General features: G+C 62.7%; 15 protein-coding genes. 4 read left to right on the forward strand and 11 right to left on the reverse strand.

Annotated features, from left to right (window positions below):
- The first annotated feature begins 78 nt into the window (after window positions 1–78).
- Complete coding sequence (locus ONR57_RS04425) at window positions 79–531, forward strand: hypothetical protein (RefSeq protein ID WP_265121701.1); 453 nt, start codon at window positions 79–81, stop codon at window positions 529–531.
- 143 nt (window positions 532–674) lie between these two features.
- Here the strand turns inward: ONR57_RS04425 and pyrE are convergent, their stop codons facing one another.
- The 9 genes from pyrE to dnaK form a co-directional block, all read right to left on the reverse strand.
- Window positions 675–1,217 carry an orotate phosphoribosyltransferase gene (gene pyrE, locus ONR57_RS04430; RefSeq protein WP_265121702.1) on the reverse strand — a complete coding sequence of 181 codons (543 nt, stop codon included), beginning with the start codon at window positions 1,215–1,217 and terminating at the stop codon, window positions 675–677.
- Between the two features lie 39 nt (window positions 1,218–1,256).
- The gene (locus tag ONR57_RS04435; protein WP_265121802.1) at window positions 1,257–2,027 is read right to left on the reverse strand and encodes an SDR family oxidoreductase; all 771 of its coding nucleotides are present in this window, start codon (window positions 2,025–2,027) and stop codon (window positions 1,257–1,259) included.
- 56 nt (window positions 2,028–2,083) lie between these two features.
- The gene (locus tag ONR57_RS04440) at window positions 2,084–2,752 is read right to left on the reverse strand and encodes a hypothetical protein (protein WP_265121704.1); all 669 of its coding nucleotides are present in this window, start codon (window positions 2,750–2,752) and stop codon (window positions 2,084–2,086) included.
- Between the two features lie 99 nt (window positions 2,753–2,851).
- Window positions 2,852–5,407 (reverse strand): ATP-dependent chaperone ClpB, encoded by a 2,556-nt coding sequence (gene clpB / locus ONR57_RS04445; protein ID WP_265121705.1) that lies wholly within the window; start codon window positions 5,405–5,407, stop codon window positions 2,852–2,854.
- Between the two features lie 197 nt (window positions 5,408–5,604).
- Window positions 5,605–6,282, reverse strand: a complete 678-nt coding sequence (locus tag ONR57_RS04450) for a TetR/AcrR family transcriptional regulator (protein ID WP_265121706.1) — start codon at window positions 6,280–6,282, stop codon at window positions 5,605–5,607.
- Window positions 6,283–6,410: 128 nt separating this feature from the next.
- Window positions 6,411–6,803, reverse strand: a complete 393-nt coding sequence (locus tag ONR57_RS04455) for a heat shock protein transcriptional repressor HspR (protein WP_265121804.1) — start codon at window positions 6,801–6,803, stop codon at window positions 6,411–6,413.
- A gap of 17 nt (window positions 6,804–6,820) precedes the next feature.
- Window positions 6,821–8,011, reverse strand: a complete 1,191-nt coding sequence (gene dnaJ / locus ONR57_RS04460; RefSeq protein ID WP_265121707.1) for a molecular chaperone DnaJ — start codon at window positions 8,009–8,011, stop codon at window positions 6,821–6,823.
- A 65-nt stretch (window positions 8,012–8,076) separates the two neighbouring features.
- Entirely contained in the window at window positions 8,077–8,769 is a 693-nt protein-coding gene (gene grpE, locus ONR57_RS04465; RefSeq protein ID WP_265121708.1) for a nucleotide exchange factor GrpE, read from the reverse strand.
- Window positions 8,766–10,616, reverse strand: a complete 1,851-nt coding sequence (gene dnaK / locus ONR57_RS04470) for a molecular chaperone DnaK (RefSeq protein ID WP_265121709.1) — start codon at window positions 10,614–10,616, stop codon at window positions 8,766–8,768. The genes grpE and dnaK overlap by 4 nt, the downstream gene beginning before the upstream one ends.
- Window positions 10,617–10,887: 271 nt before the next feature.
- Here dnaK and ONR57_RS04475 point away from each other — a divergent pair, with 271 nt between their 5' ends.
- Together ONR57_RS04475 and ONR57_RS04480 are read left to right on the forward strand one after the other, a co-directional pair.
- Window positions 10,888–11,421, forward strand: coding sequence for a hypothetical protein (locus ONR57_RS04475; protein ID WP_265121710.1), 534 nt, complete (start codon window positions 10,888–10,890; stop codon window positions 11,419–11,421).
- Window positions 11,391–11,741, forward strand: a complete 351-nt coding sequence (locus ONR57_RS04480) for a hypothetical protein (protein WP_265121711.1) — start codon at window positions 11,391–11,393, stop codon at window positions 11,739–11,741. The genes ONR57_RS04475 and ONR57_RS04480 overlap by 31 nt, the downstream gene beginning before the upstream one ends.
- 12 nt (window positions 11,742–11,753) lie before the next feature.
- Here ONR57_RS04480 and ONR57_RS04485 read toward each other — a convergent pair whose 3' ends face one another.
- Window positions 11,754–12,398: a TetR/AcrR family transcriptional regulator gene (locus tag ONR57_RS04485; RefSeq protein WP_265121712.1), complete on the reverse strand. Its 645-nt coding sequence runs from the start codon at window positions 12,396–12,398 to the stop codon at window positions 11,754–11,756.
- A gap of 71 nt (window positions 12,399–12,469) precedes the next feature.
- Between ONR57_RS04485 and ONR57_RS04490 the strand changes: the two genes are divergently transcribed.
- Window positions 12,470–13,786: an NAD(P)/FAD-dependent oxidoreductase gene (locus tag ONR57_RS04490; RefSeq protein WP_265121713.1), complete on the forward strand. Its 1,317-nt coding sequence runs from the start codon at window positions 12,470–12,472 to the stop codon at window positions 13,784–13,786.
- A 30-nt stretch (window positions 13,787–13,816) separates the two neighbouring features.
- On the opposite strand, the gene ONR57_RS04495 is transcribed toward ONR57_RS04490, so the two are convergent.
- The gene (locus ONR57_RS04495; RefSeq protein ID WP_265121714.1) at window positions 13,817–14,374 is read right to left on the reverse strand and encodes a DinB family protein; all 558 of its coding nucleotides are present in this window, start codon (window positions 14,372–14,374) and stop codon (window positions 13,817–13,819) included.
- Window positions 14,375–14,417: the final 43 nt, after the last annotated feature.

The following is a 14,417-nucleotide window of genomic DNA, read 5'->3' on the forward strand; positions in this document are numbered from 1 at the left end:
CCTCCTTTTGTTTGGCCTATGTGACGCTCGTCCCAGGGTATTTCGGGCTAATCTCGCAAGTGAGGCCCGGAGGCGCCAGTGAACCATACGCGCATAGCTCACACAGTCTTATCAATCACCGCCGTCTATGTTGTCATCCTGGTCATCTGGATCACCCACATTGCGCCGGACACACCGGAGGAAACCGTCGGTTGGCAAATGGGTGGTTTGCTGGCGATGTATGCGGTGGCTCTCGGCGCTGGGATGATGTGGGCCCAGCATCCTTCCCGCCGCGACCGGCACATTCTGAACGAAGGACTCGAAGGCTGGGCCACCATTGCCGTCGTGCGCCCGGCGCAACGGAAGCGGCACTTTGGCAGTACCCCCATGGAGCTGACCCTGGATATCACCATCCCCGGGATGGAGCCATACAGCGGCACCCTTGTGACGGAGGTCGCGGAGGGCGAGGAGAACCTGTACGCGCCCGGCGAAACCATCCCCGTGCGCATTGATCCGGACAATCGGGACCGCATTATCCTGCGACCGCAATAGCGCCGCAGGTGCAAGCTCAGCCCGAAATAGTTTCACTACTACAGAGTAGGAAGCTCGCTCACTCCGTACAGGAACACTGGAGTATTCGTGACAAATTCGCGGCAGTCTGCAGAATTCCAGCAGATTAGGCTCTCACGTCACAATTAATCTGTTACGTCTTTGAGACCGAAAAGTGACCGATACTCGACGCCCTCGGCTTCGATTACTTCCCTCGCACCGGTATCACGGTCGACAACCGTAGCGACTCCCACGACCTCAGCCCCGGCTGCCCGCAACGCAGCAACCGCGGTGAGCGGCGAATTCCCCGTTGTCGTCGTGTCCTCGACGACAAGCACTCGCTTGCCTGCCACATCCGGGCCTTCGATCTGGCGCTGCATGCCGTGCGCTTTCGCAGCCTTACGCACCACGAACGCGTCGATCGGCCGACCGGCCGCGTGCATCACCGCCGTCGCAACCGGGTCAGCGCCGAGCGTCAGTCCGCCCACGGCGTCATAATCCCAATCAGCCGTCAGCTCACGCAGGAGCGTGCCGATAAGCGGCGCGGCTCGGTGCTCGAGCGTCACCCGCCGCAGGTCGATGTAGTAGTCCGCTTCACGCCCAGACGACAAGGTCACACGTCCATGAACGACTGCTTTGGTACGTATGAGCGCAGCTAGTTCTTCCCGCGCCTGCTGATCCACGGTCATCGATACTCCTCAACATTGAACCTGGCGCATCGAAGGGTACTAGGTACGGTCGCGGCCCTTTCCGAAGATGCCGGCACCCCGGCGGACGACCGACTTCGGCAACACCCGGCCCACGCCCGTCAGCGCGCGGTACTGGATGCCTGGAATGCTGATGACCTTTCCCTTGTTCAGATCATCGAGGCTGGTGCGCACCACCGAGTCGACGTCGAGCCACATGAAGTCCGGTATCGACGCCATGTCGATGCCAGCTCGCTGGTGGAACTCGGTGCGAATGAAACCGGGACACAGAGCCTGAATCCGCACACCGCTGCCTTGCAAGCCGCCCGTAAGGCCCTCGGTGAACGAAATGACGTAGGCTTTGCTCGCAGAATAGGTAGAGCCCCGGCCGGCCAGCAAACCAGCGACGCTCGCGACATTAATGATGGTTCCCCTGCCGGCTTTGATCATGTCGGGGAGCACTGCCCTCGTCAGCTGCATCACCGCGGTCACATTAACGTCCAGCTGGGCCTGAAGGACTTCCGGTGGCGCTGTCCAAAACTCCCCCGAGGTGCCGAAACCCGCATTGTTGACAAGGAAGTCAATACCATGGCGCGCGCGGCGCAACACCTCATCGCGCCCGGCGGCCGTGGACAGATCAGCCTGAATAACTTCAGAATCGGCGCCTGCCGCGTGCAACTCTCCCGCCAGTTCTTCGAGACGGTCTTTGTCCCGCGCGACGAGAACAAGGTCATGGCCCGCTTCCGCCAGGTGGCGGGCGAAACCAGCGCCTAAACCAGAAGTTGGCCCTGTGACGAGTGCTACTGGACGCATCATTGCGTCAGCATATCGCTTCGTCACAGGGCCAACAGGACCTGACGGCGGATCGCTTAACCTACGGGCACCATTGTCGAGCGCGCCGGAGGCAGGACTCGCATGAGGCCCGCAAACCGAGCCAGCCACTCCTCAGCCGCGTCCCACTCCGCCCAGCCGGTATTCGGGCCGAGACTCGCGAGCACCCACTCCGATTCCGCCCATACGAGGTCCACGCTCGGCGGCGCCGCGTCAAGGAACGAGACGAGCCGCAGATCCGCGGCGCGCCGCGCCGCCTCGACATCGGTGGAGAAGATAGTCCACTCACCGATCGCAGCTACGGGCGCAGTGCCCGGGCTCGGACGGGCCGCGACTGCGGGCGCCGGCTGACCTTCCGGATCCGTGCGAACCGCTTCGAACGCGATGCCCGCTTCAGCTGGCACGCGGAAGGCAACGATGGTCGCCGCATCATCGAGATCGAACAGGACTTCTTCGCACCCCTGATCACTCGACCGGGGTACCCCCTGGACGACATTGCGGCCGTCGGTCAGCGAATGCCTCCCGACCGTGCCGAATCGCCACTGCGCCGCGAGACGCGGCACCTTGCGCGTGAACTCGAGTCCCCGGCGGGCTCCCCAAATGCTTCGCACTTTCCGTTGCCAAGCCCGCCGGCGACTGTCGATGCGCATCACAACGATGGCCCCTATCAGGGCCAATCCTCCGAGGAAAAACCACATCACAGCCATCGCCGCAATCGTAGCGGCGGCTTGGCTGCCCATCGCGGGTTCTTCTCAGCGAATACTCAGGGTGAGACGTATTTGCTGCGCATTTGAGACCTTCGGCACTCACCCGAGCACGAGTCGCTCCCCATCAACCGATACATTCACCGGAACCGTGTCACCATCGTGCACGTCACCGGAGAGGATCAGCTTTGCGAGCTGGTCGCCGATCGACTGCTGAATCAGCCGCCGCAGTGGGCGCGCCCCGTAAACGGGATCGTATCCGCGCCGCGCGAGCCATTCTTGTGCTTTTCCGGAGACCTCGAGTTCGAGGCGCCGTGCCGCGAGACGATTCCGCAGCAGATTCAGCTGGATGTCGACGATGCTCTCGAGTTGATCCTGACCCAGTGGGCGGAAGATCACGATGTCGTCGAGCCGATTGATGAACTCCGGCTTGAACGCGCTCCGCACCGCTGCCAGCACCATGTCATCGCTGCCACCCGAACCGAGGTTCGATGTCAAGATAAGAATGGCGTTCCGGAAGTCCACGGTTCGGCCTTGCCCGTCCGTGAGGCGCCCATCGTCGAGCACCTGCAGCAAAATGTCGAAGACGTCGGGGTGAGCCTTCTCGATCTCGTCGAATAGCACCACCGTGTACGGACGCCGGCGCACAGCCTCGGTCAGCTGACCACCCGACTCGTATCCGACATAACCGGGCGGGGCACCGACAAGGCGGGCCACGCTGTGCTTTTCGCTGTACTCGCTCATGTCGATGCGGACCATCGCCCGTTCGTCATCGAAGAGGAAGTCAGCGAGTGCTTTTGCCAGCTCAGTTTTTCCGACGCCAGTCGGGCCGAGGAACATAAACGACCCGGTTGGACGATTCGGGTCAGCGACACCGGCACGCGCGCGGCGAACCGCATCGGACACAGCCTGTACCGCACTGTCTTGTCCCACTACGCGACGCCGCAGCTCGTCCTCCATTCGGAGCAGCTTCGCGGTCTCGCCCTCCATCAGGCGGCCTGCAGGGATCCCCGTCCACGAGGAGACGACGTCGGCAACATCGTCGGGCCCAACCTCTTCTTTGAGCATGACGTCACCGCTGGCGCCGCCGCTCGAGGCCGCTTCGGCGACGTCAAGCTGTTTTTCAAGCTCTGGGATGCGGCCGTAACGCAACTCAGCAGCCTTGCCGAGGTCACCGTCGCGCTCAGCGCGCTCCGAGGCGCCACGCAGGTTCTCGAGCTGCTGTTTGATGTCGCGGACCGATTCGATGGCGTTCTTCTCGTTCTGCCAGCGTGCAGTGAGTTCGGAGAGCCGTTCCCGGGCGTCCGCGAGTTCCTTGCGGAGTTTCTCGAGCCGGTTCTTCGATCCTTCGTCTGTTTCTTTGGTGAGCGCCATTTCCTCGATCTCGAGACGCCGGACCGTACGCTCAATTTCGTCGACTTCCACAGGCCGCGAATCGATCTCCATACGCAGGCGTGACGCGGCCTCGTCAACGAGATCAATCGCCTTGTCCGGCAGGAAACGGGACGTGATGTAACGATCAGAGAGCGTCGCAGCCGCCACCAGCGACGAGTCCGTTATCCGAACGCCGTGGTGGACCTCGTAGCGCTCCTTCAGCCCACGCAGAATACCTACTGTGTCCTCAACAGAAGGCTCGCCGACTAGTACCTGCTGGAAGCGTCGCTCAAGCGCAGCGTCCTTCTCAATGTATTTGCGGTATTCGTCGAGCGTGGTTGCACCAACAAGCCGCAACTCACCCCGCGCGAGCATCGGCTTGATCATATTGCCAGCGTCCATCGCCGACTCACCAGTCGCCCCTGCGCCAACGATGGTGTGCAACTCGTCGATGAAGGTGATGATCTGGCCCTCAGATTTTTTAATCTCGTCGAGTACAGCCTTGAGCCGTTCTTCGAACTCACCGCGGTACTTTGCACCGGCCACCATGGATCCGAGGTCGAGCGAAATCACGGACTTGCCGCGCAGGCTTTCCGGCACATCTCCGGCAACCACGCGCTGCGCAAGGCCCTCCACAATGGCCGTTTTGCCGACGCCCGGCTCACCGATGAGGACAGGATTGTTCTTCGTACGGCGCGACAACACCTGGATAACCCTGCGAATCTCAGTGTCACGCCCGATTACCGGGTCAAGCTTGCCTTCCCGCGCCCGCTTCGTGAGGTCAGTGCTGTACTTTTCGAGAGCTTGGTAGGTGCCCTCTGGATCAGGGCTCGTCACCTTCGCGCTCCCCCGCACAGTAGTGAACGCTTCACGCAGCGCCGGTGGCGTCGCACCGTGCCGCTGGAGCAGGCGGGCGACCTCGCCGTCACCATCCGCGAGGCCAACAAGGACGTGCTCGGCCGAGACGTACTGATCGTCGAGTTCGGTAGCGAGTTTTTGGGCCGAAGTGATGGCGGCGAGCGCCTCACGGCTGAGTTGCGGCGTCGCGGCAGACGAACCGGTGACAACGGGGAGCCGGTCGGTCAGGGAAGCAGCCTCGGCACGTACCGCGCCCGGGTCTGCACCGACAGCTTTCAGGAGCGGAACAGCAATGCCGTCCCCCTGGTCAAGCAGTGCAACGAGAATGTGCACCGGCCGGACGTCAGGATTCCCCGCAGCCGATGCGGTTTGCAGCGCCGTAGAGAGCGCTGCCTGCACTTTTGTTGTTGGCGTAAACGATTCCATGCGATGACCACCCCTCGTGACCGTAAAGCTGAAAGAAAGCCGATCGGGACACCCACTGCGCACCAGCGCTAATGTTGCCGGGCGTACCGATCCTACTTACTCCAACGCACAAGAGATTGAGTCTGTTCCACTCAACTTTCAGAATTTTGCGGCGACTGCAGCGCAGCCTCATCGCACGCCGGGCGTGCGGCTGACCGCTATGCCGTGGCGGGCACCCCGCGCCCGACTAAGGCCGAAAGAACTGCGGTGATTTCGGCGCGGAGATCCGCAGCCTCTCCCAGTTCGTGCCACTCGGCTATCGCTTTCCGGGATCGCGGCATACCTTCAGCTTCAGCAATCTCGAGCGCTGCGGACGCATTTCCCGGACCGGCCAGGCCGGTTTCCCGATTCTTGCGGAGTACGGCGTTTCCGATGATGAGCTTCCAGATCGTCAGATACAGACCGGCACTCTGCGAATCGGTGCACCCTGCCGCGGCAGCGGCGGCCAGAAACTCCTCGATGTACCAGAGGTTTTCCCGGCGCAAGGCCAGTTCGGAACTCAGAATCTCGAGCGTCCATGGGTGTTCGTGCAGCATTCGCTGCCCAAGCATGGCAAGCGACTCCATCCGTTCGACGGGGTCTTCGGGAAGTTCCGGGCGGGGCGCTTCCGCGCAGATCTGCGCGAAAATCGCAGCGAGCAGATCGGCACGTCCTTCGACATGGTGATAGAGCGCCATCGGGGAACTGTTGACGACTGATGCCAGTCGGCGCATAGAAAGCGCGTCCGGCCCTTCCTCTTCGATGAGGCTGCGCGCAACCGAGACGATCGCCTCGCGCGTCAGCTTCCCACCTGGGCCTCGTCGCCCCGGCCTGCTACTCGCCCGACTGTTGATCACGTCGGTATTTTGCACCACACACCTCCCGGTTGCCCCTAATCTTAGGGGCAACCGGGAGGGATTGCGTCGAACATCACATTTTCTTCGTCAGCGCAGCAATGCCTACGGCTAACCGCAGCACCTGTGGGCTACTGGGTGCGACGCTTCCATACGACGAGCGCGTTGCTGCGCGGCAAGGGCACTAGTTCCCCGCGGCGCTGCCTCAGCCGCGCAACTTCGTCGAGCAGTTCGCCCACGCGCGACTGCAGAGCTTCGACTTGGTTCGTCAGTTCGATGATCCGCTTGATTCCCGCGAGGTTGACACCTTCCTCTTGGGATAGCCGCTGGACCTCTCGCAGCAATTCGACGTCCCGCTGCGAGTAGCGGCGGCCACCACCACTGGTCCGGTGCGGTGTCACGAGCCCAAGCCGATCGTAAGTGCGAAGCGTCTGAGCGTGCATGCCCGCCAATTCCGCAGCGACGGATATGGCGAACAGGGCAGCGCTCGATTCACCGGAGTTCCCTCCGCGCGGCGCTGACATGTGGTCTAACCGTTCATTCACAGCGCACCTGCCCATCCAGCGCGGGGATCGAAGCCACTCGCCCGCTCCGCTGCGGCGTATTTCTCAAGTGCCTCCGCAGCGTCCGCACTAAGCGCCGGGGGCACCGCCACTTTGACCGTAACGAGGAGATCGCCAACTGTGCCACCTTTGCGGTGGACACCTTTGCCGCGGACCCGGAAGGTCCGGCCGTCAGCTGTGCCGGGCGGTATTTTGACACGCACGCGGTTTTCGAGCGTCGGAACCGACACTGTCGTGCCGAGCGCCAGCTCGGAGTACGACACCGGAACAGTCAGTGTGATGTCATTGCCTGCTCTCGCGAATACGTGGTGCGGATCGACGTGCACGGTCACATATAGGTCGCCGGAGGGTGCACCTCGTAACCCCGCTTCACCCTGACCGGCAAGTCGTATGCGCTGGCCGTCTTCGACGCCGCCGGGAATTCGGACAGTGATGGTGCGTGTCCGGTTTGTCACGCCCGTGCCGCGGCAATCGGTGCAGGGATCGTCGATGATCGATCCGCTGCCCCGGCACTCCATGCAGGGTTCGCTGAAGCCGAAGGCACCCTGGTTCGAGCTGACGATTCCGCTGCCATTGCAGTTCGCACACACCCGGGGACTGGTTCCGGGCCGGGCGCCGCTGCCGTGACACGTCGTACATGATGAGGGACTTGTCAGTTTGAGCGGAACGACCGCACCAAGCACCGCATCACGGAAAGTGAGCCTGGTCTCGAGTTCGAGATCGTTGCCGCGCCTGGGCCGGCGAGTGGACGCACTGGTGCGAGCGCCACCGCCGCCGCGGTTGAAAAGACCATCGAACAGGTCGCCGAAGCCACCCCCGCCGGTTCCAGTGCCGCCTCCGAAGATGTCTCCAATGTTGAAGTCACCTCCGAACCCGCCACCTTCACCCGGATCAAATCCACCGTAACCACCGCCACGGCGGAAGCCGCCCGAAGCGAACAGGCGCCGCGCTTCGTCGTACTCCTTGCGTTTCGCGGGATCGGAAAGGACGCTGTGCGCTTCAGACACAGCTTTAAACCGGTCCTCAGCATGCGCATCGCCCGGATTGGCGTCGGGATGCAGTTCGCGCGCGAGTTTCCGATATGCGCGTTTGATGTCTTCCTGTGACGCTTCCGGGGGAACGCCCAGGTCCTTGTAGAAATCTTTCTCTAGCCATTCACGCTGCACCATTGGGCGTCCCTCCCTTCCTCATGTCGTCGCCCGTCCAGTCTCGTAACTGCTTCTCCAGTTACTTCTTACTCGGTCTCCACTTCCGCAGCGTCAGCGGTGTCGCTGTCGGCAGGCCGGTCGACGACCGAAACCATGGCATGCCGCAGCACTCGGTCACCAAGCGTGTAACCGGGCCGCAGCACCATGCCAATTACTGGATCGGCGCCGTCACCTTCATGCTGAACCGCTTCGTGCAGTGCTGGATCGAAGCCTTCGCCTTCAGCACCGAACGGAGCGAGCCCCTGAGCGGCCAAAATGGAGACCAGCTTGTCCGCCACAGCTTTGAGTGGGCCCGCCTCGAGATCACCGTGTGCTCGGGCACGGTCGAGGTCGTCGAGGACGGTGATCAGCTCGGTCATGACTTTGGCTTTCGCCGACTCGGCCGCCACTTGCTGATCACGGGCGACCCGCCGCTTGTAGTTCGCAAACTCCGCCTGAACACGTTTCAGGTCGGCGGTTCGCTCGTCGAGTTGCGCCGCCAGCTGCGCCGCCTCGTCCGAAGCACCCGATTGCGACGGTTCCGCGTCGATGGCGGATTCCCCACCCTCGGCAACTGATTCTGCCGGCTCGCCGCCCTCGGCGGCACCCGAAGGTGCCGCCGAATTGTCAGACACATCCTGCTCGGCGTCAGCAGCACGAACCGTGCCAGTCTCGGGGTTGATCTTCCGTTTGTCGGTAATCGTCACCGGTTCCTGATCACGAGTATCGCGGTCTGTCACTTGTTGTCCTTATCGCTTGGCTCATCGACAACTTCTGCATCAACAACATCGTCCTGACCAGCCTGGGACTGGCCAGCACCTGGCGCGCCCTCAGCACCCGCGTCCTGCGCAGCTGCTTCGTACATTGCCTGGCCGAGTGCCTGCGACTCCGTACCGAGCTTCTCGACGGCAGCCTTCACCGCGTCGGTATCGGTACCGGCGAGGGCATCCTTCACGTCCTTGACCGCGTCTTCGACCTTCGACTTGACGTCACCGGCGACTTTCTCCTCATTTTCCTTGAGGAACTTTTCGGTCTGGTAGACGAGGGACTCGGCCTGGTTGCGGACCTCGGCATCTTCACGGCGCTTACGGTCCTCTTCAGCGTGTGCCTCGGCGTCCTTGATCATCTGGTCGATCTCGTCCTGGGACAGACCTGAGCCACCCTGGATCTGGATCTTGTTTTCCTTACCGGTGCCCTTGTCCTTCGCGGTGACGTGAACGATGCCGTTGGCGTCGATGTCGAAGGTCACTTCGATCTGCGGTACGCCGCGCGGCGCAGGCGGGATGCCGGTGAGTTCAAAGGAACCGAGCAGCTTGTTGTGCGAAGCGATCTCGCGCTCGCCCTGATACACCTGGATTTGCACCGACGGCTGGCTGTCTTCAGCCGTGGTGAAGACCTCGGACTTCTTGGTCGGGATCGTGGTGTTGCGTTCGATGAGCTTGGTCATCACGCCACCCTTGGTCTCGATGCCGAGAGACAGCGGAGTGACGTCGAGCAGGAGAACGTCTTTGACCTCGCCCTTCAGGACACCTGCCTGCAAGGCAGCGCCCACCGCGACGACCTCGTCCGGGTTGACACCCTTGTTCGCGTCCTTGCCGCCGAGCTCGCGTACCAGGTCAGCCACAGCAGGCATACGGGTGGAGCCACCAACGAGAACGATCTGGTCGATGTCCTTGATGGAAACGCCAGCGTCCTTGATGACCTGCTGGAACGGCGCCCGGGTGCGGTCGAGAAGATCGGACGTGATCTTCTGGAACTCTGCGCGTGTCAGCTGCTCATCGAGGAAGAGTGGGTTCTTCTCGGAGTCAACGGTGATATACGGCAGGTTGATCGTTGTGCTCTGACTCGAGGACAGTTCAATCTTGGCCTTCTCCGCAGCCTCACGAAGGCGCTGCATCGCCATTTTGTCCTTGGTGAGGTCGATACCGTTCTGCATCTTAAACTTGTTGACCAGCCAGTCAACAACGCGCTGGTCCCAGTCATCACCGCCGAGGTGGTTATCGCCAGCGGTCGCCAGTACCTCGACCACGCCGTCGCCCATCTCGAGGAGCGACACATCGAACGTACCGCCACCGAGGTCGAACACGAGGATCGTCTGCTCCTTGCCAGCCTTGTCCAGGCCGTACGCAAGAGCTGCCGCGGTGGGCTCATTCACGATGCGCAGCACATTCAGGCCAGCAATCTGGCCGGCTTCCTTCGTCGCCTGCCGCTGCGAATCCTCGAAGTACGCGGGCACGGTGATGACAGCATCCGTGATTTCTTCGCCGAGATAGGCTTCAGCGTCACGCTTCAGCTTCATGAGAACGCGGGCGCTGACTTCCTGCGGCGTATAAAACTTGCCGTCGATCTCCTGCTTCCAGTCGGTGCCCATGTGGCGCTTGACCGACCGGATCGTGCGGTCAACGTTGGTAACTGCCTGGTTTTTGGCAGGCTGGCCCGTAAGGACCTCGCCATTGCGGGCAAACGCAACCACCGACGGGGTGGTGCGAGAGCCTTCCGAGTTCGCGATGACGACCGGGTCACCACCCTCGAGTACCGACACGACCGAGTTCGTGGTGCCGAGGTCGATTCCGACCGCACGCGCCATTGTTTCCTCCTCTTATCAGGCTGACTTCAGCTCTAGGGTGAGCGTACACGACTCAACTAAGCCTGCGCGAGCATCTCTACCCACCGTAGTTGAGCGTCATTCGCTCATGTTCACACCAGTCTAACGTCCGAGAGTTCGCGATTGTTCCCTAGTTCTCCCAACGAACTGTCATGATGATCACGTGCCCGAAAACCGCACATCTCCGCCCCCTTCGCCCAGGTCGCGCCCTAGCGAATCCGACAAGCGGACCCCGCCTCCGCCACGCCCGACAATGAGTGTCACCCCCCCAAAGCCACCCGAACCACCCGGCGCACCAACGCGTCTGGGCAAGGTGCAGCTACTGTGGTTCACCACGTTCGGTGCATTTCTCACATTCTGCCTACTCGTCACCACCCAGCTGGACGACGTCCTTGCGGTGGCTGAGGAGGCTGAACGGCGGCGCACCGCACAACTCCCCGACTCGGCTGGCACGACTGACATCGCACACGCAGTCGAAGTAGCGCTGCTGAGCATCGGCGCAGCCGGAATCGCGATCGTGTTGCTGCAGCTGGTCGCGTTGCGTTCCCTCCTTCAGCGCCACGCTAAGGCGCGCATCGCCCTCACCACGCTCGCGGTGGCTGCAATAATCGTCGACTACCTCGCATACGACATCCTTAGTGCGGCATTCCAAGGCCCCCTAGGCGCTTCGACCGATATTGCGCAGTATGTGCTCGCCGCGCACGCGGTGCTCACTGTGGGAGCTGTGGGCATGATGTTCTCCGCACCCGTATCCCAGTGGCTGAATCCCGCCAGCGCCGAGTCCTGACACTGGGGAGACGCCGGCATCGGTTATTCGCCGTTGGCAGTATCGTCCTCTCCCTCGCCGCCGCGGCTTACCTTGTCACCGCCACCAACATCGTGGAGAGCAGTGGCCGCGGAGCCTACGCATCCCTGGCCATCCCGGCTGCCCTCGGTGTGGTCGCGTTGTCAACGCGACGCAGAACTGTCGTTCTTACCTGCGCGGTACTGCTCTCTGGCTACTGCCTGCTCGCGCTGCTGTCAGTTGGCGTATTTTTTGTCCCTGCGGCGGTAGTCCTTATCGTCGGCGCGATACTCGGGTGCCTGGACAAGAGTTCCCAGTCATGAATTGCTTGAGCGTCATTCCCCCTTGAGCAACTCGGCCGCGGCGTTGCGCTCGATCCAGTCTGCATACTCGCCTTGCGTCCAACCGTGCTCGCTGACCAGCGTCCGATGAACAGAGGGGTCCATGAGGACGTGGGCAGCAGCAACAGCACGTTCGGGAGACACTCCCGGCCGGAGACCGCCAATGGCCGTGAGTCGCGCGACGATGAACTCGGCACCCCTTAGCCGGTTACGTTCCGATACGGCGTACACCTCGGCGGCTTCTGGGTCAGCATCGGCGGCGATGACGAGGACTGCGGCCAGAGGTGCTGCCCGCTCCTCCAACTCGGCAACGAATCGCGCCCAACAGGCCACGAGTGCGCGGGGATCGGACTGCTGCTCCAACTCCGCGAAGACCTTTCGTTCCGCAAGCGGGACCGGTTCGTCGTCGCCGACGAGAGCCCAGTCAAGGGCGAGCTTCAGGAGTGCCGACTTGCCGCCGACGGCGGTGAACACCGTCTTGCGGCTGACCCCTGCCCGCGCAGCCACAGCGTCGATGGTTGTTCCTGACCACCCCAACTCGACGAACAAATCGCGGGCCGATTGGACGACTGCACGGCGAGTTGCCCGCGCCTGGCTTTCTCGCAAGGTCGACCGGTACGCACGGCGCGCCGCTGACATCTTGACACCACATCTCTTTCGGGTGACTATGAGTGTAATTAAGTCATGACAAGTATACCCAAGGACGAGTCGTGCGCACTCTCATCGTTGGTTCAGGCCCGACGGGGCTCATGCTCGGAGCCGCCCTGGCTCGTCGCGGTCATCAGGTCGTCTCAGTGGACAGGGACCCCGGACCCGCCGGCGATATCTGGATCCGTCGCGGGGTCATGCAATTCGAACATGCACACGGCTTCCGCCCCCAAGTACCCCATTTCCTGCAGGCGGAGTGGCCTGAGGCGCACCGCAACTGGATGAACCTGGGCGCGCAGCCCTTGGAGACGCCCCGGTCCGACGGCTCCTGCCGGGTGATGGGGGTGCTGTCGCGCCGGTTGACGTTCGAACGAGCACTTCGACGGGCGGCGCAGAAGGTGCCCGGCCTCACCCTGCGCAGGGGGCACGTCGATGGATTGATCCTCGACGGTAAACGAGTCGTCGGCGCGCGGGTCGACGGCGCCATCGTCGAGGCTGATCTCGTCGTGGATGCCTCGGGCCGAGTCGGGCGGCACGGCATGTCTGGCATGCAGCGCAGTGAGTCCACTATCCAGGGCGACTGCGGTATCGCGTACGTCAACCGCACGTACCGGCTGCGGCCCGGAGCAGCGCCCGGGCCTGTGGTGAGCCCACTTGCCTACACCGGCGACTTCGACGGCTACCAGTGCCTGGTCTTCCTGCACGAGGCGGGTCACTTCTCAGTGGTCTTCGTCCGCCCCACCGCGGACGCAGCACTCAAGGCACTACAGTTCCAGGAAGCCTTCGACGCCGCCTGCCGGGCCATCCCGGCGCTCGCCGAGTGGACCCAACAGGACCGCGCGCTCATCACCTCGGCCGTACTTGTCGGCGGGGCGCTACGCAACACCTACCGTCGGCAAGGCGGCGTTCCGGGACTCGTCGCCGTGGGTGATTCGGTTGCAACGACGACACCAACCCGCGGGCGCGGGATAGCTATGGCCTGCATGCAGATCACCGCCCTGCTCGCTCTGCTCGACGAGGGGACTGACCCAGTCACCGTCGCCGAACCGTTCGGAGCCTGGTGTGACCACGCCATCGAGCCTTGGGTCGCAGACCACATCGCGATCGATGGCGGGATGGTAAGACGATGGAAGGGCGAGGATCTCGACCTCACCATCCCGCTCACTTCCGACCTCATCGCCGCCGCGGCCGATGCTGACCCCCGAATCGGGGAGCTCACCGGAGGCTACTTCGAGATGACCGCGCTCCCCGAGACGCTGCGACCGGCTGAACCACTAGCACGGGCTGTGTACCAGGACGGCTGGCGACCAGCGTACGCACACGGCCCCAACCGCGACGAACTGGTGGACGTTATCCGCGCTGCCGTGCCCGCCGCGTGAGGCGAAGCGTCTTCGAGCAAACGCAACGGCTCATGTCGACTTTTCCGCTCCAGTTCCCGCATTGCGGAGAATTCGCAACTGACCGATTTCGGCGGCATTCTTCATCAGCTCTGCATTCACCCAGGCGAGCAGGTCGGCAAGAGAATGCCCCTCAGCAGCGGACCAGGGCACCGCGACCGGTCGGGCAAGGTCGGCGTCGTTCACCTGGTGGAAAACTTCTTGCCATTCTGAACGGATTCTGTGCAGCCAGCGAAGCGTCTCCTCGTTGGGGCCAGGCCAGCGGGTTGTGCGGATATCCGGCGGGATTCCACCCTTCACGCTTGCCACCGCGGCCGTCCACCACCAGCCGATGTGCCAGGTAAGCCAGGCGATGGTGGGGACCGGAATCGGATCAGGTTCCGTCTCGGCAAAGTCTGGCATCCAACGCCCGTCGGGCCCTTGATGCATCGTCCAGCAGTGAACCGCTGGTTCCCACAACAGGTCCGTGGCAGGATCGAGGGCCGCGAGGTGCAACTCCAGGAGACTCCACGTCAGTTCGAACTGGCGCTTCAGCACTCTTTGGCAGATATTGTCTGCGACGGCGCTCATCGGAACTCCACGTTGTTTGGCGGCGAGCTAACGGCCTGGACGG

The sequence above is a fragment of the Hoyosella sp. YIM 151337 genome, assembly GCF_026041215.1.
Lineage (GTDB): Bacteria > Actinomycetota > Actinomycetes > Mycobacteriales > Mycobacteriaceae > Hoyosella.